We start from the raw sequence: 22,961 nt of genomic DNA, 5'->3' as shown, positions 1-22,961 counted from the left end.
TCGAGCCGAGCCCGGCGGCGGTCGGTCAGACCTTGCTGATGGAGTAGGCGACCCCACTGCCGACACAGCTGCTGGTGCTGTACGAACTCCTGATGACCCATCCGGCCGGGATGGGAGAGAAGGAGCACACGTTGGCGTACGTCTGGTTGGTGACGTTGCTGATGGAGTACGCGACGCCTGTGCCAGCACAACTGCTGGTGCTGTAGGAGCTCGTGACGACCCACCCTGACGGGATCGGAGACATGGAGCACACGTTGGCATAGGTCTGGTTGGTGATTTTACTGATGGAGTAGGCGACACCGGTGCCGGCGCAGCCGCTGCTGCTGTACGAGCTCGTGATGACCCATCCGGCCGGGATCGGGGACATGGAGCACACGTTGGCGTACGTCTGGTTGGTGACGTTGCTGATGGAATACGCGACGCCGGTGCCGGCGCAGCCGCTGGTGCTGTAGGAGCTCGTGATGACCCACCCTGACGGGATGGGAGACATGGAGCACACGTTGGCGTACGTCTGGTTGGTGACGTTGCTGATGGAGTAGGCGACGCCGGTGCCGGCGCAGCCGCTGCTGCTGTACGAGCTGGTGATGACCCATCCGGTCGGGATGGGGGACATGGAACAAACGGCGAGACTGGTCTGCCCGCTCGAATCGCTGATGGAGTACGCGATGCCGGTGCCGGCGCAACCGCTGCTGCGGTACGAGCTTGTGATGACCCATCCGGACGGGATGGGGGAGTTGGAGCAGACGATCGCGCTGCCGGTGAGCTGCTGTGGGGCCGCCTCTGCCTGCGCCGTCGCGGCGGTCATCAGGCCAAGTAGCAACAACACGAGCGTCATCAGATTCGGGATGTGGTTTCGTAAGGTCTTCAAGGCTGGCCTCAGATCTTCTCGGCGCTCAACGGCTATAGCGGTGCAGCTGAGATGAACCATTCGTCCACTGCCTGTTCATCTCGGCTGAGATGGTGTCAGATCTGTTCCACCGGCGCCAGAGTGCCTTGGAGAGCGTCTGCCTCTTCCCGGGCGCTGCGTTTGAGGTTCCCGCGGGGCAAGGTTCTAGGTTCGGGGCATGGTGGATGGACCCGAACTGATCACGGTCGGACAGCTGGCACGCCGTGTCGGCCTGACCGCGAAGGCCCTGCGGCACTACGACCGGGTGGGACTGCTGTCGCCCGCCGTGGTCGACCCCGGCACGGGCTACCGGCTCTACAGCGCGGAGCAGGTCGCTCCCGCGCGGCTGGTGCGGCTCCTGCGCTCGGTCGACGTCCCGCTGGACCAGGTGCGCGCGTGCCTGGCCCGGCCGGACGACGAGGCCGTGATCCAGCAGGTCCTGATCCAGCACCGGCGCCGGCTCCAGGCACGCCTGGACCGGGTCCGGGGCGACCTCCACCGCACCGACCATCTGATCGAGGACGGAGTCACCACAGCGATGACCGACCAGGACAAGCAGAACGCAGCCGGTTCGGCGGGCGATGAACGGCGCGTGGCCGTTGACCTGTTCAACGGGGTGTGGCGACTGCTGGAGAAGGAGGGCCGCACCGTCGAGGAGGACGACCGGATGCTGCACATGGCGCACGCCTCGCGTTACCACTGGGGCCAGGTCGGCGCCCCGGTGAACCTCAGCCGCGGCGAGTGGCAGTGCTCACGCGTCTACGCCGTACTGGGACGGCCCGAGCCCGCCCTGCACCACGCCCGGCGCGGCCTGGAGATCTGCCGGGAGCACGGCATCGGCGACTGGGACCTGGCCTACGCCTACGAGTCCCTGGCTCGCGCCCACGCGGTGGCCGGCGACAAGGACCAGGCCCGCACCTGGACCGAACAGGCCCTGGCCGCCGCCGAGGAGATCGCCCAGGACGAGGACCGCGAACTGGTCCTCACCGACCTGGAATCCATTCCCGCCCAACCGCGCTTCTGGTGACCCGCCCGCACCCCCACCTGCTCGTCGGCGTCAGCCAGTGGGCGGCGCGGGGGTGTCGGAGCAGTGGGCGCCGAGCTCGGCGAGTTCGGCGGAGGTGAGGGAGAGGTCCGCCGCGCCGAGGTTCTGTTCCAGGTGGGCCACGGTGGTGGTGCCGGGGATCGGTACCACGTTCGGTGACTGGTGCAGTAGCCAGGCGAGCGCCAGTTGGGCGGGCGGTACGCCCCTGGCTGCGGCTGCTGCGCCCAACGGGCCGTCCGGGTCGGTGAGTTCGCCTCGGCCCAGCGGGAAGAACGGGATGAAGCCGATGCCCTCGCGGGTGCAGTGGTCGAGGGTGTCGCGGTAGCGCTGACGGGTGAGGCTGAAGATGTTCTGCACGCTCGCGATCGGTACGACCTCGCGGGCGCGGGTGATCTCGTCCACCTCGACCTCCGACAGGCCGAGGTGCCGGATCTTCCCCTCGGCACGCAACTCGCCGAGCACGCCGAGCTGTTCCGCGAGCGGCACCCGCGGGTCGATCCGGTGCAGGTGGTAGAGGTCGATCCGCTCCAGGCGGAGCCGGCGCAGGCTCAGCTCGACGCACTGGCGCAGGTACTCCGGCCGGCCCACCGCCTGCCACTGCCCGGGCCCCTGCCGCGTCAGGCCGCCTTTCGTCGAGATCACCAGCCCCGCCGGATAGGGGTGCAGTGCCTCGGCGATCAACTCCTCGCTGACGTACGGCCCGTACGAGTCGGCGGTGTCGACGAGCTCGACACCCAGCTCCACCGCCCGGCGCAGCACCCGCACCGCCTGCCGCCGGTCGGCGGGCTCGCCCCACACCCCCGGGCCGGTGAGCCCCATGGTGCCGAAGCCGAGCCGCCGCACCGGCAGGTCGCCGCCGAACGGGAATCTTTCAGACAATTCATAACCCCTGGAAGGTGAGCCGGCGTCAGTCGAGCCGAAGTGCACCACCCAGGAGTCCGCCCCTGCCACCGAATTACCGCTCCCGAGCTGTCGCCTTGACCGAAGGGCGGGCCTCCCGAGGTTCGCCCCGGCCGTCGGCCCAGGCTCGGGCGGGCGGTCGGCGGACCAGCAGCAGCACGATCGCGCCGCCCACCAGGCCCAGCACACCGGCCACCAGGAAGGTCTGCCGCAGCCCGGTGGCGAACACCTCGTGCACCAACTGCGAAACCGCGGCCTGGTGCTCGGGCGCTGCCCGGGCGATCAAGGCGGCGGCCCGGCCGCCGGTGAGCGCGTCCGCGGCGGCTTTGTGGTCCTCCACCGCGCTGCCCGAGGCCCGCAGCGCCGACAGCACCTTGCCGTGGAAGACGGCGCCCAGCACCGCGATCCCCAGCGCGTTGCCCAGCTGGCGCGAGGTGCTGACGGCGCCGGCCGCCATCCCGACCCGCTCCGCCGGCACCGAGGCCATCGCGGCGGTCGCCAGCGAGGCCCCGCCAGGCCCACCCCGACACCGGTCAGCGCCAGGCCGGGCAGCAGGGCGGTCCAGGTCGAGCCCGCGCCGACCGTCCACTGCAGTAGTGATGGAAACCACTCAGAGTCCGATGCTCGACGACCTCGACCACCAGGTGGTCCAGGCCCTGATGCTCGATGGGCGGGCCGCCTTCAGCAAGATCGCCGCCGTCCTGGGCGTCTCGGACCAGACGGTGATCCGCCGCTACCGCAGGCTGCGCACCGCCGGGCTGCTGCGGGTGGTCGGCCGACGGGTCGGGCTGCCGGAGTCCTGGCTGCGGGTGCAGTGCACGCCGGACGTCGCCGTGGCGGTCGCCGACGCGCTGGCCCGCCGTCCCGACATCTCCTGGGTTACCCTCAACTCCGGTGGCACCGAGGTCAATTGCATGACCCGGGCAGGCAGCCGGGATGCCCGCGACCCGCTGCTGCCGGACCCGCTGCCGCACGTTCAGCGGGTCGCCGGGATGACCGCGCACACCGTACTGAAGGTCTTCACCGGCGCCCCGTCACGCCGGCCGGGGGCGAACCGGCTGACCCACGAGCAGGCGGCCGAGCTTGAGCGCCCGACGCACCCGGGCACCGAACCGGTCCACCTCGACGAGACGGATCTCGTACTCCTCGCGGAGCTGGCCCGCGACGGCCGGACGGGCTGCCCCGAGCTGGCCCGCGCGACCGGACTCTCCGAGTCCACCGCCCGCCGCCGCATGGAGCACCTACAGGACGTCGGTGCGCTCGTCTTCGACGTCGAGATCGACCCGGCACTGCTCGGCTGCCCCACCCAGGCCACCCTGTGGGCCACCGTGGCCCCCGCCGACCTCCCCGGTATCGCGTTCGCCGCCGCGGTGACCGGCTCGGCCAACCTGGTGGCCGTGGTGCTCTGCCGCGACACCGGGGAGCTCTACGAGTTCCTCACCGACCGGCTCGGCTCACTGCCCGCCATCCAGCGTGCCGAGCTCTCCCCAGTCACCCGCACCGTCAAGCGGGCCGGCCTGCTGACGGACGGGCACCGACTGGTGGATCCGGCACACTGATCCCGCAGGCATCTCCGTGCCCAGTGCCTTGGCGCCTCGTAGCCTGCGGTGGTGAGCATGAATGGTGAGTATCTGCGTGTGTCGCCCGCCGAGCTGGCCAGGGCAGTCGAGGACCCGGACTGGGCATTCGAATACGTCCAGGAGGTCATGGAGACGGACGGCATCAATGACGTCGCTCCCTCGGATGCCCGACAGCTGACGACCCACAAGGCGTGGCATGCCATCGCCTTCCTCCTCGAACGGGCGGCCGTTCCCGTCGACATCGTTCATGGCGAGCAGACGTTCACCAGTGAGGACTGGGGCTACGGGCCGGCCAAGTACCTGGACCCGGACCAGGTCAAGCTCGCTGCCGAGGCCCTGGCCCAGCTTCCCTTCGACGGCCTGATCCGGGATGTGGACTCCGGTCAACTGACAGCCGCGCAGGTCTACCCCCTCCACTGGGATGAGGCCGATGCACTCGAATGGGTGCGCGGGTGGTTCGACCCACTGGCTCCGTTCTTCGGGGCCGCAGCCCAGGTAGGCGAGGCCATGCTGCTCTGGCTCGACTGAGTTCCCTCCGCCCGGCAGCCCACCTCGGCAAGGGCTCCGTCGTCCTCGGTGCGGCCGGCACGAGGTCGTCAGTTCACCAGCTCGGGTGCGAAGTAGTCGCGCAGCCGGGCGATCTTCCCGTCGCGGATACGGAAGATCTGGACCAATGAGACGGTCACGTTGTCCCCTTCGTCCTCTCCGTCGAAGACCGTGTCGATCTCGGCGATGAACACGTCCGGGTCGGCGGTGGTGTGCAGCACGAATCCGGTCTTCTCGAGGTTCGGTGCGGGGCCGTCCTTCGGCAGCCGCTCGTAGTACGCGGCCATCGCGCTGCGGATCTCCTCGCGGCCCACCAGTCGCCGGGAGAAGGCGGCGCCGGCCGGTACGAGCGGTGCCTCCAGGACGCCGTCCACCGTGAAGTTCTCGGCGCCTGCAATGCCGAAGGGCGCCCCCTGCCGATGGCAGGGGGCGCCCGGGTCCAGCTCGGGGAGCTAGTTTGCCGGCGTTACGATCCATCGCTGGGCGTAGGTGCCGTTGCAGTCGTAGAGCTGGGGCCTGGTGCCGTTGGCGGTGTTGCCGCCGGGGGCGTCCAGGCACTTGCCCGACTGTGGGTTGATGACGCTGCCGTCCGCGCGGGGCAGCCACTGCTGGGCGGGGCTGCCGTTGCAGTTCAGGTACTGGAGCAGGGTGCCGTTGCTCGTGCCTGCGTCGATAGCGTCCACGCAGCCGTTGAGGATGCCGAGCGTCCCGTTGGCGTTGACCGAGAATTGCTGAGCAGGGGTTCCGTTGCAGTCGTAGATCTCGATCGGGCTGCCGTTCGTGGTGCCGGCGTTGGCATCGTCGAGGCACTTGTTGACGCCGGCGGCGGAGACAAGCCGGGAGGAGCCGGTGGCGATAGTGGACGGGAAGTCGTAGACCGCCACGTCACTCACACGTCCGTCGAAGTACGAGATGGGCTGGCCAAGGTACTTGTACCGGCCGATGACGAGTTGCCCGGTGATGCCGGAGTTCTGCGTGTGGTAGCCGCTTCCGGCGAGTACACCGTTGACGTACAGGCTCATCTGGCGCGTGGTGGCGTTGTAACTGGCCGTCAGCTGGGTCCAGGTGTTGAGCTGGACACGGTTGGCGTTGCTGGTGGCAGCGGTGGTCTGGTCGTAGGACCAGCCGTCGTCGACGGTGCCGAGCCCGAAGTGCCAGGTGCCGTCGCCGTCCGGCCAGACCAGGAAGCCGCTGGCATTGGCGCCGTCCTGACTGACCGCGACTCCGCCCAAGGCGCTTGGCTTGGCCCAGAGGCTGACCGAGAAGGACTTCGACGAGTCGAGCGTGCTGTTGGCCGCAGTCAGCGCTCCGCTGCCCTTGCTGTCGAAGGCGGCCACGGCGGTGGACTTCCCGGCGACGGTGTCGGTCGGGAAGGTGACGGCGCCCTGAACGGTCGCGGGGTGCTTCCCGAGGGTGTCCGGAGTGGTTCCGCCGCTGGTGCTGTTGAGCGTCCACCGGCCGACGGGCGAGCGCAGGTCACCGAGGGCGACCTGGGTGCCCAGGGTGCTGACTGCGGCAGCGTTGCCGGGCCAGACCAGCAGCTTGCCGTCGGAGCCGAGCGTCCAGAGATCGGCGCTGCCGTCCCCGTTCAGGTCGCCCGAGGAGCCCACGGTGGGGTAGGCGGCGGTGGAAATGCCGGTCTTGATGGTGTCACCGGCGGTGGCGAAGGCGGAGTAGTCAGGGGTGACGCCACCCTTGACCTGGTACGCGTGGACGGTGCCGTCGGTGCGGTTGCGGGCCCACACGGTGGGCTGGGCGGTGCCGCCTGCGAGACCGGGGCCGATCAGGTCGTAGCTGTCCCAGTCCACCTGACTGGAGAGCAGGCGCGCGGTGCCGTCCAGCAGTTTGACGTTGCTGGATCCGGAGTGGAACAGCCAGAGCTGCTTGTTGACGACCGCAAGCAGCGACGTCTTGGTGAGTGTGGTGGTGCCGTCGGTCGAGAGCGCCTCGCCTTCCGGCGTGCCCAGGGCCAGGATTTGGGTGACGTTGGAGAAGTTCGGGCCCCAGTTGGCAGGGCAGGTGGTGGCCACGCCCTTGGCGTCCTGACAGGTGCTGGGCTTGGCGACGATGGTGCTCCCGCTGGTGTACACGCCGCGGCCGTCGTTGAGGTACAGGTACAGGTTGGCGCTGTTCGCGGGATGGGCGATCAGGTCGTCGACCGGGACCTGGCCGCGCAGTGAGCCGCGGTGGGTCACCTGGACGGTGTTCCAGTCGCCTACGGCGGGAGAAATGGCGGGAGCGAGGGCGGCGGGAGCGCTCACGGCGTTGAGCGGGTCGTTGATCCCACCGATCAGGCGGAGGTTACCGGCGGTGTCGGGGAGGACGAGGTCGGGCTTGCCGTCACCGGTGGTGTCGCCGAAGCGGGGCTGGGCGGACTTCGAGGCGTCCCACGGGGCGTAGTAGCTGTAGACGGCGGGCTGACTGTAGTTGCCGGCGTTGTCCTGTGCCTGGGCGTAGACGAAGTTGGTGCCCCAGGGGGTGGCGGGGCGCGGGTAGGTGGCCTGGCCGTTGCCGTCGGCGCCATAGGTGTCGGCGTCACCGCAGTGCCAGCCGATGACCGGGGTCGGGTTGGCGCTGACGCGGAAGCAGGCGAGACCGGAGGCGTTCAGTCCGGCGCCCGGAGCCGGGTCGGTGCCCGTGATGGTGAAGGTCGCGTCGGTGCTGGTGTTGAACTTGGTGGGGCTCGGGTTCGGGGTGCCGGAGGGCGGGAAGTCGGTGGAGCTGACGCTCACCGTCGGCTGGGTCCGGTCGACCCTGAAGTAGCACCAAGGGGACTCGGGGGAGGACAGGTTGTCGTCGGTGGCGGTAGCGGTCCACCCGTACTGGTGCCCGTCCTTGAGCGGGCCGACGTCGACGCCCACCCCGCTGCCGTCGTTGTAGCTGCCGGCCCAGCCGCTGTCACCCGTCCAGCCGCCGTTGCCGTCGTTGTCGTCCCACATGCGGAAGGCCGTGTGCAGTGGCAGGCCGGTGGGGGACCAGTTGTTGACGGCCAGTCGGATGTTCTGGTTGCTGGCGATCCAGGCGGCGTTGTCCCAGGGGCTGGCTCCGCCGCTGGTGCAGTCGTAGGAGGTGTTCTTGGACGCGATGCCCGGCGACGGGCTGGTCCGCGGGTACCAGAGGGTCGGTGCGATGTCGTAGTTGACGACGATGTGCGGGTTGTTGGCGAAGTGCTGGCGGTAGTACTTGTTGTTCTCGTCGTCAGGGCCGACAGCGACGGTCCAGTTGGTCCACTTCTCAGCGACCGCCTTCTGCATCTGCGAGGTGACGTCGAAGCCGACCTGGCCGGTGCCCATCATCCAGGTGCTGCCGACCTTGGTGCAGCCACCCATCGTGCCGGGGCCGTTGCAGGGCTGGTTGCGCCACGTGGTGTCGGTGCTGATCGGACCGGCCCAGTAGAGGCCCATGGGGGTGGACGTGGAGGGGCTGGCCGAGCCGGTGGACTGCAGGTACAGCGCCGCGTCGTGCACCACGGCGCCGCTGTGAGCACCACTCGGAATGGTGGTCAGCACCGAGTTGATGCCGAGTTGGTAGTACGCGCGCTCCCGTCCGTAGCCGGTGCAGTCGGAGTAGCCGCAGTAGCCGGTGCCGAGGTTGCTGATGGTGTTCGCGTACTTGGTGTCCGGGTGGTACTCCTGCACCTGCACCGAGAGCTGGCTCGGATTGTCGGCGCTGACGGTCGGGTCGAGGTACCACGGACCGGTGCCCTTGCCGAAGGTCTTCTGGTCCGGTGTCAGGTCGATGGCGTTCCGGGACGCGGAGACCGACATCGGGGCGATGGCAGCCGCGATGCCGGGAGCGGCCGTGGTGGATGCCTCGGGGTCCTTCGCGGCTTCCGCGTTGCCGGGCGCCACTGCGGCGGGTGCGGCGGACAGGGAGCGGCTGAGCGGGGCATCGGGTGCGCTCGGGGCCGGCTGTGTGGAGTCCCACTGCAGCGGGGTCGGCGCGTGCAGGCGCACGGCACCGCTCGCGTCGGTGAGCTGGACGTTGCCGGCGCTGTCCGAACTGGGTGTCAGGTCCGTCCCGGAAACCGGGAAGTGCAGGGTCCTGAGTGCGGGGTCCGCAGCCGCGGCGGCCGTGTGGACGATCACCACGTCACGCCAGCCGCCGGAGGGCAGTGCCGACACCTGCAGGTCCACGTCGGGCAGGACCGAGGTGTAGGTCGCGGTGGCGCCGTCGAGCGTGGGCTTGGGCAGCTTGAACGGCGATCCGATGGCGAGCTTCTTGCCGTCTTCCGTGGCGATCGTGGCCAGCGGACCGCTGCCGCCGCCGGAGAAGCTCAACGGGCTCGTGCTCACCGACGGGCTCAGCGTGCCGTCGGGGTTCTGACGCAGCGTGGGGTCGAGGTCCACCCATCGCTCTGCCTTCTTCGTCCGTACAGGCTGGACATGCTGGGTGGTGCTCAGTGTGCCGTTGGGGTTGGCCGTGGTGAGCGAGGTCTGGGTGGTCAGCGCGTCAACGGTGACGGCTGCTCCGGTGGACTTCGCCTTCGCCTGGGCGTCCTGGATCGCCTGCGCCTCGGCTGAGAGCGCGGGGCGCTGGCCGAGGGGCGGGACGGTGGTTCCGGCGGCCAGGGCGGGTGGGCTCATCAGGCCGAAACCGAGTGCACCGACAGCCGTGAACATCAGTGCGCGTACAACCCGCCTGTCTTGCCAGAAAACTGACGGGTGCGAACTGTGTGTGCTTCTTTTATTGATCATGACTGCTGTGCTGAGTCCTCCGTTAGGCCCGCCTACTGGCGGATGGTTCGAGGAGGAACTGTGCGCTGTGACCTGCCGGTCGGTCAAACTGATGATCGGCTTGTCAGCAGCTGTCCTGATTTGCCCACTTGGCTTGAATAAAGTCTTGGTAAAAAGCCTGGGCGATCAGCCTTGGCTGAAAATTGATCATGAAAGACGATCTTAGGATCTGGCTGATCATCTCGGTGCACCGTGAAATCTCCGGTGCCAGGGGGCATTGACGACATCGGGGAGTATTCTGCCGTGCAGGCTTGGCATATTCGCACGCCCTTGGGGCGCTGGTTCAGAAGACCTCACGGCTGGGTGACGTTGTTCAGCCTGCTGGCCGTGGTCGCGACCATGATCGTGACACCACCGGCAGAAGCCTGGGCCGCGAAGCGGCCGCACGGCAAGGTCTGGACGCCCAAGAACACGCCGCTGGGTGCCGGTTCGGCGTCCGTGAAGGGCAAGGACCTCAAACCGGCACAGGTTCAAGCGCCGAAGTTTCCTGTGCCCAAGGACTGGCAGCCGTCGGCTCCAGCGCCACACACCGGCTCGGCCACTCTGGACCTGGGCGCCGACTCCGCCAAGGCCGGGAAGCAGGCCGGCGAACTGCCGGTCGCACTGGCCCCGGCTCAGCAGGGTTCGGCACACAGCGTCAAGGTCGATGTCCTCGGCGCGGCCGACAGGCCGCTGGTCGCGCTGACTGATGCCGACCCGGTGGCCGGCGCTGCCGGACAGGGCGTCAAGGTCGCGATCGACCTGAAGGCCCTTCAGGGATCCGGCTGGTCCGACCGCGCTCGCCTGGTCGCGCTGCCCGCCTGCGCGCTGACCACGCCCGACGCGGACGAGTGCAAGCAGCAGACTCCCGTCGCCTCCACGCTCAACCCCGCAACCGGCGTGCTCAGCGCGGAGGTCACGCTCCCCTCCGCTGTCGCCAGCAAGGCGGCCGCACCGACGACTTCGGGCACTTCGGTGGTCCGGGCATCATTCGTCGAAGCCCCCTCCGCTGCCGCCGCACCGATGGTGCTCGCCGCGGCCGCCGCCCCGGCCGGTTCGATGGGCGGCTACGCGGCCTCACCGCTGGCACCGTCCGCCGCCTGGCAGTCCGGGTCGAGCATGGGCAACTTCACCTACTCGTACCCGATCCAGACCCCCGCCTCGCTGGGCGGGAGCGCCCCGCAGGTCTCGCTCTCGTACGACTCCTCGGCGATCGACGGCAAGACGTCCTCGACCAACGCCCAGTCCTCCTGGGCGGGTGAGGGCTGGGACTACCAGCCGGGCTTCATCGAGCGCTCGTACAAGAACTGCGACCGCGCCGGCATCACCAACTCCGGTGACAACTGCTGGGCGGGCCAGAACGCGACCATGAACCTGGGCGGCCACTCCGGCACCCTGGTCCGTGACGACGCCACCGGCACCTGGCACATCCAGGGCGACGACGGCTCGAAGATCGAGCAGCTCACCGGCGCCGCCAACGAGGCCCGCAACGGCGAGTTCTGGCGCGTCACCACCACCGACGGCGTGCAGTACTACTTCGGGCAGAACCACCTGCCCGGCGGCGACCACAGCGACCCGGCCACCGGCTCGGTCGCCTACCAGCCGGTCTACTCGCCCAACAGCGGTGACGACTGCTACAGCGCGAGCACTGGAAAGGCCTCCTGGTGTCAGGAAGGCTGGCGCTGGAACCTCGACTACGTCGTCGACCCGCACCAGAACCTGATCACCTTCAACTACCAGCAGGACCTCAACTACTACAACCGCGGCGGCGCCCAGAACAACGGCAACGGCACCCTCACGCCGTACGTCCGCGCGATCGAGCTGACCCAGATCTCGTACGGCCAGCGGCTGCCCGAGCAGCTCTCGGCGCACGGCACCGTCAAGCCCGCCGCCAGGGTGCTCTTCAGCACGGCCGAACGCTGCATCCCCAATGGCAGCATCACCTGCACCACCGCTCAGCGGACCATAGCCAACCAGTCCTCCTGGCCCGACACCCCGCTCGACCAGAACTGCGCCTCGACCGGCACCTGCACCAACTACTCGCCGACCTTCTGGTCCCCGCTGCGACTGTCCAAGATCGACACCCAGGTGCTGGTCGGGGCCTCCTACACCACCGTCGACAGCTGGACCCTGAAGCACTCCTTCCCGGACCCGGGCGACGGCACCAAGCCCTCCCTGTGGCTCTCCTCCGTTCAGCGCACCGGCAGCAACGGCCAGAGCGCGACCGCTCTGCCGCAGGTCTCCTTCACCCCACGGGAGATGGCCAACCGCGTCGACGGCCTCGTTCCGGCGGCACCGCAGTTCAACCGGCCGCGGATGCAGCAGATCACCACCGAGACCGGCGGCCAGATCAACGTGGTCTACGCCGACCCGGCCTGCTCGCGGGTGAACAACACCATGCCGTCCTCCGAGGACGGCAACACGATGGCCTGCATGCCCGTCAAGTGGTACCCGCCGGGCAGCTCGGGCACGGACCCGGTGAACGACTGGTTCAACAAGGTCCTGGTGACGGCCGTGACCGAGCAGGACGCCGTCACCGGTGCCCTGATCAAGTCGACCAACTACAGCTACGGCGGCGGTGCGGCCTGGCACCGCAACGACAGCGACGCGATCGACCCCAAGACCCGTACCTGGGACCAGTTCCGCGGCTACCAGACGGTGACCACCACCACCGGCAGCGGCAATGCCGGCGAGGCCCCGAAGACCCAGCAGGTCACCACCTACCTGCGCGGCATGAACGGTGACGCGCTGTCAGGCGGCGGCACCCGGAATGTCTCCACCTCCTTCACGCCCTACCCGGGCGCAACTCCGGTCACCGCTACGGACGACAAGTGGCGTACCGGAACGGCGCTGGGCAGCCAGTCCTTCGACAAGGCGGGCGGCTCGGTCCTCGCGGCGACCGCCACCACCACGACCGGCGATGTGGTCACCGCGACCCACAAGCAGTCCGGCGGCATGCCCGATCTGGTGGCCCGCTACGGCACCACCAGCACCACCGGCCTGACCTACGGCAAGCTGGCCGACGGCTCGTGGCGGACCACCACCCAGGTCACGACCACCGATCCGGCCAAGGGCAACCGCGTACTGACCCAGGACGACAAGGGCGACGGCACTGCCGCCACCCCCGAGACCTGCAACACCACCAGCTACGCGACCAGCACCAACCCGCTGATCCTCACCCTGCAGTCCGGCCAGCGCACCGTCGCCGGCCCCTGCGGCACCGCGCCGAACGCCGGCAACACGCTGACCGATACCCGGACCCTGTACGACGGCTTGCCCTTCGGCCAGGCCGGTGCTCTCGGTGACCCGACCAACTCCCAGGTGATCGACTCCTACGACGGCACGGGCAAGGCCCAGTACGCCACCCTGACCACCGCCGGCTTCGACGCTTACGGACGCGTCGTCTCCTCGGCGGGTCCGGACGGCAAGGCCACCAGCACCGCCTTCGCGCCGGCCACCGGCGCGATCCCCACCAAGATCACACTCACCGGTCCGATGGGCGCCACCTGGGCAACCTCGCAGACCTTCGACCCCGGTCGCAGCCAGCCCCTGGTGGCCTCCGACGCCAACGGCCGCACCACCACCGAGCAGTACGACGCGCTCGGCCGGCTGGTCGCGGTCTGGCAGCCCGATCGGGCGACCGATCTCGGTGCGAACTACAAGTTCTCCTACTCCGTCAACGGCGTGAGCGCACCGTCCGTGGTCACCAGTCAGTGGCTGCGCGAGGACAACTCGTACTCCAGCAAGACCGAGCTCTACGACGGTCTCGGCCGCCTGCGCCAGTCGCAGACCACCACACCGACCGGCTCCGTGGGCCGCCTGATCAGCGACCAGGCGTACGACTCGCACGGCTGGGCGATCAAGTCCTCCGAGCCCTACTACGACAGTGCCAACTCCCCGAACGGGACCATCTTCGCGCCGCAGGACGCTCAGGTGCCGGCCCAGACGTGGATGACGTACGACGGTCTCGGCCGTCCGGTCACCAGCGCTTTCATGTCCTACGGCCAGCAGCAGTGGACGTCCTCCGTCTCCTACCCCGGTGCGGACCGCACCGATTCCGTCCCGCCGCAGGGCGCCGCGCCGAGCAGTGTCTTCACGGACGGGCGCGGCCAGACAACGGCCGTGTGGCAGTACAAGACGCCCACCGCGACCGGCGTGGCAGCCGACGCCAACATCACCACCTACAGCTACACCGCGGCGGGCCAGCCGCAGAACCGCACCGACTCCTCGGGCAACACCTGGTCCTACACCTACGACCTGCGAGGCCGTCAGACCTCGGTGGCCGACCCGGACTCCGGGAAGACCGAGACCAGCTACGACTCCAACTCGCGGGTGGCCTCCACCAAGGACGCCAAGGGCAACGTCCTCGCCTACAGCTACGACCTGCTGGGCCGAAAGACCGGCCTCTACGCGAACACTGTGGCACCCGCGAACCAGCTGGCCAGTTGGAACTACGACACCCTGGCGAAGGGCCGGCTGACGTCCGCGACCCGCTACGTCAACGGTGCGAGCGGATCGGCTTACACCCGGTCCGTCACCGGCTACGACACCGCCTACCGTCCGCTGGGCACCAGCGTGAGCATCCCGGCGATAGAGGGCTCCCTCGCCGGCACCTACACCAGCACCAACGCCTACACCCCGGTGCTCGGCCTGCTTGACCACACCAACCTTCCGGCGATGGGCGGCCTGCCGGCCGAGGAGGTCGACTACCTCTACTCCATCACCGGTGCACTGGTGGCCTCCGGCGGCAACAGCACCCTGGTGACCGACGTCCAGTACGACGCCATGGGGCGGCCCACCCGCACCACCGTCGGTGACTGGGGCAAGCAGGTCGTCTCCACCCAGCAGTACGACTGGGCGACCGGACGGGTCGTCAACTCCTTCCTGGACCGCCAGACCGGCACCACCTCGCTCGACCAGACCTCCTACACCTACAACCCGGCCGGCCAGATCACCTCGATCACCGACCTGCAGAACGCCACCGCTACCGACGCCCAGTGCTTCACCTACGACTACCTGGGCCGACTGACCAACGCCTGGACGGACACCGGCGGCACCAACACCCGGGCCACCGGCACCTGGACGGACTCCTCCGGCACCGTTCACGGCAGTGGCTCCGCCCAGTCCGTGCCCGGAATCGGAAGCTGCAAGAACTCCACCGGCCCCGCCGTCACGGCAGGCAAGCCCAGCGTGGGCGGCCCCGCCCCCTACTGGCAGAGCTACTCCTACGACGCGACGGGCAACCGCACCCAGCTCGTGCAGCACGATGTCAACGGCGTGACCGCCAACGACATCACCACCACGCAGACGTTCGGCGCGCCGAAGTCGGTCAACACTCCGACCAACGCCCAGAACACCGGTGGCGGCACCGGCGGCCCGCACTCGCTGCTGACCTCCTCGGTGAAGTCCGCGAGCGGCACCGCGGTCGCCACTTTCCAGTACGACGCGATCGGCAACACCACCTCCGTCACCGACACCAGCGGCACCGCCACGCTCAGCTGGGACGGCGAGGACAAGCTCGCCTCGGTTGCCAAGTCCGGTCAGACGCCCGGGACTTCGTACCTCTACGACGCCGACGGCAACCAGCTGATCCGGCGTGACCCGGGCAAGACCACCCTCAACCTCGGCTCGGACGAGCTCGTCCTTGACACCACGTCCCCGACCGGGAGCACGACGGACGTCCGGTACTACGCCGCCCCTGGCGGTCTGACCATCACCCGGGTGACCGCGGCCACCGGCGGCGGGCAGCTGGTTTACCACGCAGCAGACCCGCACGGCACCAACGGCGTACAGATCAGTACCGACGCCACGCAGGCCGTCACCCGTCGGCCGACCGACCCGTTCGGCAACGCCCGTGGCGCTGCGGTCGATCCGGCCAGCTGGGCCGGCGACAAGGGCTTCATCGGCGGAACCCTGGACACCGCGACCGGACTGACCAACCTCGGAGCACGCGAATACGACCCGGTCCACGGGCGATTCCTCAACCCCGACCCTCTGCTGGCGGCGGACAACCCCCAGCAGTGGAACGGCTACTCCTACAGCGGCAACGACCCGGTCAACAGCAGTGACCCCAGCGGTCTGATGCAGACCTGCGGCGAGGGCGGTGCAGCCTGCTACGGCCCGTCCCCGACCAGCAGCCCGTTCTCGGCAACAGGCGGCGGCGGATTCGTCGACTCGTGCAGCGTCAACCCCACACTGGCGCCCTGCGCGCCGAAGTCCACCGCGACCAGCGGCGGCAACGGCAACGGTGGCGGCGGTAACGGCGGTGGTCACGCCACCGGCGGCGGGAGCAAGAAGAAGAGCGGAGGAGTCAGCGGCTGGTTCAAGAACGCCGCGAAGAGCGTCGTGCACACTGTCGTCAAGGCCGTGGAGGAACACCCGATCATCACAGCGATGATCGTCACGGCGATCGTCGTCGGTGCGGCAGCCTGCATCATCGCCACCGCCGGTGGCTGCGCCGCCGTACTGGTGGCCGCAGGTGAAGCCGCGCTTGCCGGAGCCGAGATGGGCGGTGTGGCCGGTGCGATCACCGGCGCGGCCGTCGGTGCCACCGTCGAAGGTGGCATGGCGCTCGGCGCGGCCGGCCTCGCGTCGCTTGGTGCCGGCGCAGCCGTAGCAGCCAAGGAGCTGACGACCGCCGAGTCCACCGTCGCGGCGCGCACCACCCAGCCGCTCGCCAAGGAGGCCACCGAGTCGAGCAAGGGTGCCCGGCCGGCGAGCAGCAGCAGCGGCGGAAGCAAGCCGGGCTGCAACAGCTTCCAGGCCGGCGTCCTGGTCCTCCTCGCGGACGGCACCAGCAAGTCGATCGAGCAGCTCACCACCGCCGACCAGGTGGTTGCGACCGATCCGCAGACCGGCGACACCGCCGCCAAGCAGGTCACCGCAACCATCACCACCCCGGACGACAAGGAGTTCACGGACCTCACCCTGACCTCCACGGCAGGCCCCCGCGCCCCGCCGGTCGCCATCACCTCCACCCAGCACCACCCCTACTGGGACATCACCACCCAGCGCTGGACCGACGCCGCCGACCTCAACCCCGGCGACCACCTCCGCGCAGCAGACGGCACCGAACTCACCGTCCGCACCGTTACCAACTACGACACCCGGGCGCAGACCGCCTACAACCTCACCGTCGCGGACCTGCACACCTACTATGTTCTCGCCGGAACGACACCGGTCCTGGTTCACAACTGCGGATCAAACTTCAAGCCCGGCGAAGATGACATCCACTACAACAAGCACGTTCTTGGCGTAATGAAGAACGGGAAGTCCAAGGAAGGCGGTCCGGATATGCCTGAATATCTCGACAAGGCCGACTACCTGGCCGGTGCGCGAGGATTGCTCGATGGGCCCGCCAAAAGGGGTGTCCTGGAAGGGAGGCGGGGCACCGATACGCTCCGATTCGATACCTCCACTGGCGCTTTCGGCGTGAAGACCGAGGACGGCATCATGCGAACCTTCTTTCGGCCCGGCGGCGATGGTGAAGCGTATTTCCGGGGAACTGATGGACTGATCCCAATTAACTTCTGAGAATGGACGTAATTGTGACTGAGATCGACGCCATGGCTGCCGAGATTGCGAAGAGTGCAGGCTGGCAGAGGTTCCAGTCGTGTGATGATTTCGTAAACGCATGGATCTCGTTCGTTGATCAATGTGCAAGCGGATATGACATGAGTATTTATGAGTACGAGAATGACCTGGCGGTCCGAACGGCCATTCAGATTCTTCTTGTGGATGGGCGGATGAGACGACTTGAAGGGTTCGAGGAATTCGAGCTCAGGGTGCAGCGGACTGATGAATATTTCAAGGGGCTCCTTCAGGATGGCATTGAGACTCGAGACCAGAAGGATTTCTGGTGGCAGAGGGGGGTTCCGAAGTTTGCTGGGGCTGAGCTGGCTGATGATTTCATGAACTTGTTTGGCGTGAGTGTTCGCGCAGTTGATTAGACGAGAGCCCCTGGTCGGTCGTACATGGCCGGCCAGGGGATGTGGACCCGATGCCAGAAGGCGATCTTGAGGTTCAAGTACTCGCGAGGCACTGATGGGTAATCCGCTGGCAGAGATTCAATTGGCCGATGCGATTGAGGTGGCCAGTGATCTCAAGTGAATACGGGGCCTGTTGCTGCAGATCTTCTGGCAGCTGGTGATTGCTGGCTAAAGTTCGGAAGTTCTGGCTGCCTCGAAGGAGAGGCGTATTTCCCCGAAGGTGCTGACTGAGTACCAGTCAAGCGAATTGACCCCCTTATCTGTCTGTATTGCTGGATCTGGGTGAGATTTCCGCTCGAAACGTTCGTGGCAAACTGCCCTAGTTCCAACCGCTGGGCATCGGCGGGCGGGGAATTTGGGGGCAGGAGGACTTGATGGTCGGAGATTCGATGGCCAGGCGAGAAGTTCCTGTCGAAAGTTCGCGCACAAGTTGATCTTCCCGGGATATTTTTTGCCATAACTGGGTAGGAGTAATTGCTGGCCGGGCTCCCCGCAACCTGGTCGGGTGCCTGGGAGGAATATCACCTCACGGCCCCTGAGCCCGTACGAGACGGCGGGCATGGTAATGGTCGCGTAGCTGACTGGATGAGAGCCCCGATCGGCCGTGGCTGATCGGGGCTCCTGTCGTCGAGGTCCACCGCGTGTCTTCGGTGGTGGACATTCCTGTGGTGCGGGTGACGAGTGCGATGGTGCTCTCGCTGCAGCGGGTCGATGCCAAGGTGATCCAGCGGTCGTCCACCGCCGGTGAGCGCACCATGCCTTTGAATGCCGAGATCCGAGCACGAGCGAGGGCTATGGCCGGCAGCATCCGTACCGATGGAGCAGCGTGACCGCTCGACGCAGCCAGGCGGCAGCGGCGGGGACAGGTTGGGTGGCCTCAGCTCACCAAATCGGGTGCGAAGTAGTCGCGCAGCCGGGCGATCTTGCCGTTATGGATGCGGAAGATCTGTACGAGTGAGACGGTCACGTCCGCCCCGCCATCGTCTCCGTCGAAGACCGTGTCGATCTCGGCGATGAACACGTCGGGGTCGGCGGTGGTGTGGAGCACGAATCCGGTCTTCTCGAGGTTCGGTGCGGGGCCGTCCTTCGGCTGCCGCTCGTAGTACGCGGCCATCGCGGTGCGGATCTCCTCGCGGCCGACCAGCCGCCGGGGGAAGGCGGCGCCGGCCGGTACGAGCGGTGCCTCCAGGACGCCGTCCACGGTGAAGTTCTCGGCCAGGGCATCGGCATTCCGGGTGAGGGAACCGGCGTAGACGTACCTCTGGAAGATCTCCTGCGGCGTTCCGGACATGGTGGCCTCCTGGATGCGGACAACAGGAGGCCAGACAATCACAACGACCCTTCCGGGAAGGCGATTTTCCGCGCTCAACTCTTGACGGCCTCGGCGATCCGCAAGGCGGCCTGGGCGGGTGTGAGGTGTGTGGTGTCGACGACCTCGGCCTCGGCGTGCAGCCAGGTGCGGGCCGCCTCGGCGTAGGGCTCGAGGTACTTGAGGCGGAACGGAGAGTTGGGACCGAGAACAGTGTCCCCCGCGATGCGCCCGCGGAGGGTTTCCTGGTCGGCGTGCAGGACGAAGTGCCGTACCGGAATGGCGTGCTGGGCAAGACCCGTGCTGATCTCACGCCAGTACTGCTCGACCAGGACGGTCATGGGCATCACCAGGGTGCCGCCGGTGTAGTCGAGTACGCGGCGGGCGGTATCGACCACGAGCGGTCGCCACGGCGGCCAGTGCTGGAAGTTGTCCGTCCCGGGCAGGCCCGGCGTGATGTCCATGAGTGTCTCGCCGACCTTATCGGCGTCGAACACCCGGGAATCCGGGAGCAGTTGCTGCACGAGTGCACTGGTCGTGGTCTTGCCAGCGCCGTGGGTGCCGTTGAGCCATACGATCATGAGCCCCGATGCTAGGTGCTGTCCTGCTCCTACAGAACAAGCACGCGTGCTTGATTTGTTCCTGACGTCCTGTCACGCTGCTGCCCGTGGGCGGAGCGGAGCCGGCTGGGGAGGCCAGGGTGCTGCGGATCGGGAATGCGTCGGGGTTCTACGGGGACCGCTTCGGGGCGATGCGGGAGATGCTGACGGGTGGGCCGCTGGACGTGCTCACCGGGGACTATCTGGCTGAGCTGACCATGCTGATCCTGGCCAGGGACCGGCTGAAGGATCCCGGGCTCGGGTATGCCCGGACCTTTCTGCGGCAGCTGGAGGAGTGCCTCGGGCTGGCGAGGGACCGCGGGGTGCGGATCGTGGTCAACGCCGGTGGGCTGAACCCGGGCCGACTGGCCGAGGCGATCGGGGAGTTGGCGGCCAAGCAGGGGGTGCCGGTGCGGCTGGGCGTGGTCGACGGGGACGACCTGCTCGGGCGGCCGGAGCTGCCCGGTGGGCTGCTGGCGGCCAACGCCTACCTCGGGGGGCAGGGCATCGCCGAGTGTCTGCGGGCCGGGGCGGACCTGGTGGTGACCGGGCGGGTCACGGATGCGGCGCTGGTCTCCGGGGCGGCGGCCGCGCACTTCGGCTGGGGCGCGACCGACTTCGACGCGCTGGCGGGGGCGGTAGTGGCGGGCCACGTGCTGGAGTGCGGGGCGCAGGCGACCGGCGGCAACTACGCGTTCTTCCATGAGCACGACGTGACGCACCCCGGCTTCCCGATCGCCGAGCTGCACGCCGACGGTTCCAGTGTGATCACCAAGCATCCGGGTACCGGCGGCGCCGTGACGGTCGGCACGGTCACCGCCCAGCTGCTGTACGAGACTTCGGGCGCCCGCTACCCGGGCCCCGACGTGACGGCCCGGCTGGACAGTGTCCGGCTGGCCGAGGACGGGCCGGACCGGGTGCGGATCAGCGGGGTGCGCGGGGAGGCGCCGCCGCCGACCCTCAAGGTCGGGCTGAACCGGCTGGGCGGCTGGCGCAACGAGGTGGTGTTCGTGCTCACCGGGCTGGACATCGAGCGCAAGGCGGAACTGATCCAACGTCAACTAAAAAGCTCAGTACGGGCAGAGGAGGTCCGCTGGACGCTCGCTCGTACCGATCACCCGGACGCCGACACCGAGGAGACCGCCTCCGCGCTGCTCCGGCTCGCCGTCAAGGGCCGCGACGAGAAGGCGGTGGGCCGGGCGTTCACCACGGCCGTGGTCGAACTCGGCCTGGCGGGCTACCCCGGCTTCCACCTCACCGCGCCGCCCGGACCGGCCGCTCCGTACGGCGTCTTCGAGACCGCGTACGTCGACGCGGCGAGCGTCCCGCACCGGGCGCTGCTCCCCGACGGCACCCACCGGACGATCCCGGCGGCCCCGGTCACCCGCCCGCTGGAGCGGGTCGAGGACCCGCCGCTGCCGCCCCCACTGCCCGAGGGCCCCACCCGGCGGGTGCCGCTCGGCCACGCCTTCGGCGCCCGCAGCGGCGACAAGGGCGGCGACGCCAACCTCGGTGTCTGGGCCCGTACCGACCACGGCTGGCGCTGGCTGGCGCACCACCTGACGGTCGACAGGCTGCGCGAACTCCTGCCGGAGACCGCCGAGTTGCCGATCGACCGGCAGCTGCTCCCGGAGCTGCGCGCGGTCAACTTCGTGATCGCCGGACTGCTCGGCGAGGGCGTCGCCGCCCAGCACCGCTTCGACCCGCAGGCGAAGGCGCTCGGCGAGTGGCTCCGCTCCCGGCACGCCGACCTCCCGGAGGAGATCCTGTGACCACACTGCCGACCCAACTCGACCCGGCCGGGCCGGAGTTCCACGCCAACCGGGACGCGATGCTGGCCAAGCTCGCCGCGCTGGACGCCGAGCACGCCAAGGCGCTGGCCGGTGGCGGCCCCAAGTACCTGGAGCGGCACCGGAGTCGGGGCAAGCTACCGGCCCGGGAGCGGATCGAGCTGCTGGTCGATCCGGGCTCGCCGTTCCTGGAGCTCTCCCCGCTGGCGGCCTGGGGGAGCGACTACCCGGTCGGTGCGGCGCTGGTCACCGGGATCGGCGTGATCGAGGGCACCGAGTGCGTGATCACCGCCAACGACCCGACGGTGCGCGGCGGAGCCAGCAACCCCTGGACGCTGCGCAAGGCCCTGCGGGCCAACGAGATCGCGCTGCACAACCGGCTCCCGCTGATCAGCCTGGTGGAGTCGGGCGGGGCCGACCTGCCCAGCCAGAAGGAGATCTTCATCCCCGGCGGGGCGCTGTTCCGCGACCTGACCCGGCTCTCGGCGGCGGGCGTGCCGACCGTGGCGGTGGTGTTCGGCAACTCGACCGCGGGCGGCGCGTACGTGCCGGGGATGTCCGACCACACGGTGCTGGTGCGCGAGCGGGCCAAGGTCTTCCTGGGCGGCCCGCCGCTGGTGAAGATGGCCACCGGTGAGGACGCCGACGACGAGTCGCTGGGCGGCGCCGAGATGCATGCCCGGGTCTCCGGCCTGGCCGACCACCTGGCCGAGGACGAGCACGACGCGCTGCGGATCACCCGCCGGATCGTGCACCGCCTGCACTGGCGCAAGGCCGGGCCAGGACCCGACGCGACGGCCGCGCCGCCCAAGTACGCCGAGGAGGAGCTGCTCGGCCTGGTGCCGGGCGACCTCAAGGTGCCGTTCGACCCGCGCGAGGTGATCGCCCGGATCGTCGACGGCTCGGACTTCGACGAGTTCAAGCCGCGCTACGGCCCGAGCCTGGTGACCGGCTGGGCCGAGCTGCACGGCTACCCGGTCGGCATCCTGGCCAACGCCCAGGGCGTGCTGTTCAGCGAGGAGTCGCAGAAGGCGGCCCAGTTCATCCAGCTCGCCAACCAGCGCGACCGGCCGCTGCTCTTCCTGCACAACACCACCGGCTACATGGTCGGCCAGGCGTACGAGCAGGGCGGCATCATCAAGCACGGCGCGATGATGATCAACGCGGTCTCCAACAGCAAGGTCCCGCACCTCTCGGTGCTGATCGGTGCCTCGTACGGGGCCGGGCACTACGGGATGTGCGGGCGGGCGTACGAGCCGCGCTTCCTGTTCGCCTGGCCGAGCGCCAAGTCCGCGGTGATGGGGCCTCAGCAGCTGGCCGGGGTGCTGTCGATCGTGGCCCGGCAGTCGGCGGCGGCGAAGGGGCAGCCGTACGACGAGGAGGCCGACGCCACCATCCGGGCCATGGTCGAGCAGCAGATCGAGGCCGAGTCGCTGCCGGTCTTCCTCTCCGGCCGGCTCTACGACGACGGGGTCATCGACCCCCGCGACACCCGCACGGTGCTCGGTATCTGCCTCTCCGCGATCCACAGCGCCCCGGTCGAGGGCGCGCGCGGCTACGGCGTCTTCCGGATGTAAGGGAACCTAGGCCCTCTCTTTCGGGT

At 68.7% G+C, this 22,961-nt stretch carries 15 protein-coding genes; 8 read left to right on the top strand and 7 right to left on the bottom strand.

The window, feature by feature from the left end; translation table 11 throughout:
- Window positions 1–25: 25 nt before the first annotated feature.
- Entirely contained in the window at window positions 26–835 is an 810-nt protein-coding gene (locus F4556_RS01640) for a hypothetical protein (protein WP_184910995.1), read from the bottom strand.
- Between the two features lie 229 nt (window positions 836–1,064).
- On the opposite strand from F4556_RS01640, the gene F4556_RS37795 reads away from it, so the two are divergent.
- Complete coding sequence (locus F4556_RS37795) at window positions 1,065–1,913, top strand: MerR family transcriptional regulator (protein ID WP_184910994.1); 849 nt, start codon at window positions 1,065–1,067, stop codon at window positions 1,911–1,913.
- Window positions 1,914–1,943: 30 nt separating this feature from the next.
- On the opposite strand, the gene F4556_RS01630 is transcribed toward F4556_RS37795, so the two are convergent.
- Window positions 1,944–2,810: an aldo/keto reductase gene (locus F4556_RS01630; RefSeq protein WP_281403627.1), complete on the bottom strand. Its 867-nt coding sequence runs from the start codon at window positions 2,808–2,810 to the stop codon at window positions 1,944–1,946.
- A gap of 76 nt (window positions 2,811–2,886) precedes the next feature.
- Window positions 2,887–3,318: an MFS transporter gene (locus F4556_RS01625; RefSeq protein ID WP_184910993.1), complete on the bottom strand. Its 432-nt coding sequence runs from the start codon at window positions 3,316–3,318 to the stop codon at window positions 2,887–2,889.
- A gap of 112 nt (window positions 3,319–3,430) precedes the next feature.
- On the opposite strand from F4556_RS01625, the gene F4556_RS01620 reads away from it, so the two are divergent.
- Both F4556_RS01620 and F4556_RS01615 read left to right on the top strand, forming a co-directional pair.
- Entirely contained in the window at window positions 3,431–4,390 is a 960-nt protein-coding gene (locus F4556_RS01620; protein ID WP_184910992.1) for an Lrp/AsnC family transcriptional regulator, read from the top strand.
- Window positions 4,391–4,447: 57 nt separating this feature from the next.
- Window positions 4,448–4,939 carry a YfbM family protein gene (locus F4556_RS01615; protein ID WP_184924164.1) on the top strand — a complete coding sequence of 164 codons (492 nt, stop codon included), beginning with the start codon at window positions 4,448–4,450 and terminating at the stop codon, window positions 4,937–4,939.
- Window positions 4,940–5,007: 68 nt separating this feature from the next.
- Here F4556_RS01615 and F4556_RS01610 read toward each other — a convergent pair whose 3' ends face one another.
- Window positions 5,008–5,331, bottom strand: coding sequence for a nuclear transport factor 2 family protein (locus F4556_RS01610; RefSeq protein WP_313068104.1), 324 nt, complete (start codon window positions 5,329–5,331; stop codon window positions 5,008–5,010).
- Window positions 5,332–5,409: 78 nt separating this feature from the next.
- Window positions 5,410–9,543, bottom strand: coding sequence for a ricin-type beta-trefoil lectin domain protein (locus tag F4556_RS01605; RefSeq protein ID WP_184910991.1), 4,134 nt, complete (start codon window positions 9,541–9,543; stop codon window positions 5,410–5,412).
- Between the two features lie 453 nt (window positions 9,544–9,996).
- On the opposite strand from F4556_RS01605, the gene F4556_RS01600 reads away from it, so the two are divergent.
- The 3 genes from F4556_RS01600 (at window position 9,997) to F4556_RS01590 (ending at window position 18,490) form a co-directional block, all read left to right on the top strand.
- Window positions 9,997–17,205, top strand: coding sequence for a polymorphic toxin-type HINT domain-containing protein (locus F4556_RS01600; protein ID WP_184910990.1), 7,209 nt, complete (start codon window positions 9,997–9,999; stop codon window positions 17,203–17,205).
- A 14-nt stretch (window positions 17,206–17,219) separates the two neighbouring features.
- Window positions 17,220–17,621, top strand: a complete 402-nt coding sequence (locus F4556_RS01595; RefSeq protein WP_184910989.1) for a hypothetical protein — start codon at window positions 17,220–17,222, stop codon at window positions 17,619–17,621.
- A 680-nt stretch (window positions 17,622–18,301) separates the two neighbouring features.
- On the top strand, window positions 18,302–18,490 hold the full coding sequence (locus tag F4556_RS01590; protein ID WP_184910987.1) for a hypothetical protein: 189 nt from the start codon (window positions 18,302–18,304) through the stop codon (window positions 18,488–18,490).
- Window positions 18,491–18,537: 47 nt separating this feature from the next.
- On the opposite strand, the gene F4556_RS01585 is transcribed toward F4556_RS01590, so the two are convergent.
- Together F4556_RS01585 and F4556_RS01580 are read right to left on the bottom strand one after the other, a co-directional pair.
- Complete coding sequence (locus tag F4556_RS01585; protein WP_184910984.1) at window positions 18,538–18,951, bottom strand: nuclear transport factor 2 family protein; 414 nt, start codon at window positions 18,949–18,951, stop codon at window positions 18,538–18,540.
- Between the two features lie 74 nt (window positions 18,952–19,025).
- Complete coding sequence (locus tag F4556_RS01580) at window positions 19,026–19,550, bottom strand: AAA family ATPase (protein WP_184910982.1); 525 nt, start codon at window positions 19,548–19,550, stop codon at window positions 19,026–19,028.
- 86 nt (window positions 19,551–19,636) lie between these two features.
- Here F4556_RS01580 and F4556_RS01575 point away from each other — a divergent pair, with 86 nt between their 5' ends.
- Together F4556_RS01575 and F4556_RS01570 are read left to right on the top strand one after the other, a co-directional pair.
- Complete coding sequence (locus tag F4556_RS01575; protein WP_376775644.1) at window positions 19,637–21,340, top strand: acyclic terpene utilization AtuA family protein; 1,704 nt, start codon at window positions 19,637–19,639, stop codon at window positions 21,338–21,340.
- A complete protein-coding gene (locus F4556_RS01570) occupies window positions 21,337–22,935 on the top strand; it encodes an acyl-CoA carboxylase subunit beta (protein ID WP_184910980.1) in 1,599 nt (532 codons plus the stop codon). Before F4556_RS01575 ends, F4556_RS01570 begins: the two co-directional genes overlap by 4 nt.
- The last annotated feature ends 26 nt before the right edge of the window (window positions 22,936–22,961 follow it).

This window comes from Kitasatospora gansuensis, assembly GCF_014203705.1.
GTDB lineage: Bacteria > Actinomycetota > Actinomycetes > Streptomycetales > Streptomycetaceae > Kitasatospora > Kitasatospora gansuensis.
The sequence above is the reverse complement of the archived record's forward strand: the minus strand, read 5'-3'. Positions and strand labels throughout refer to the sequence as shown.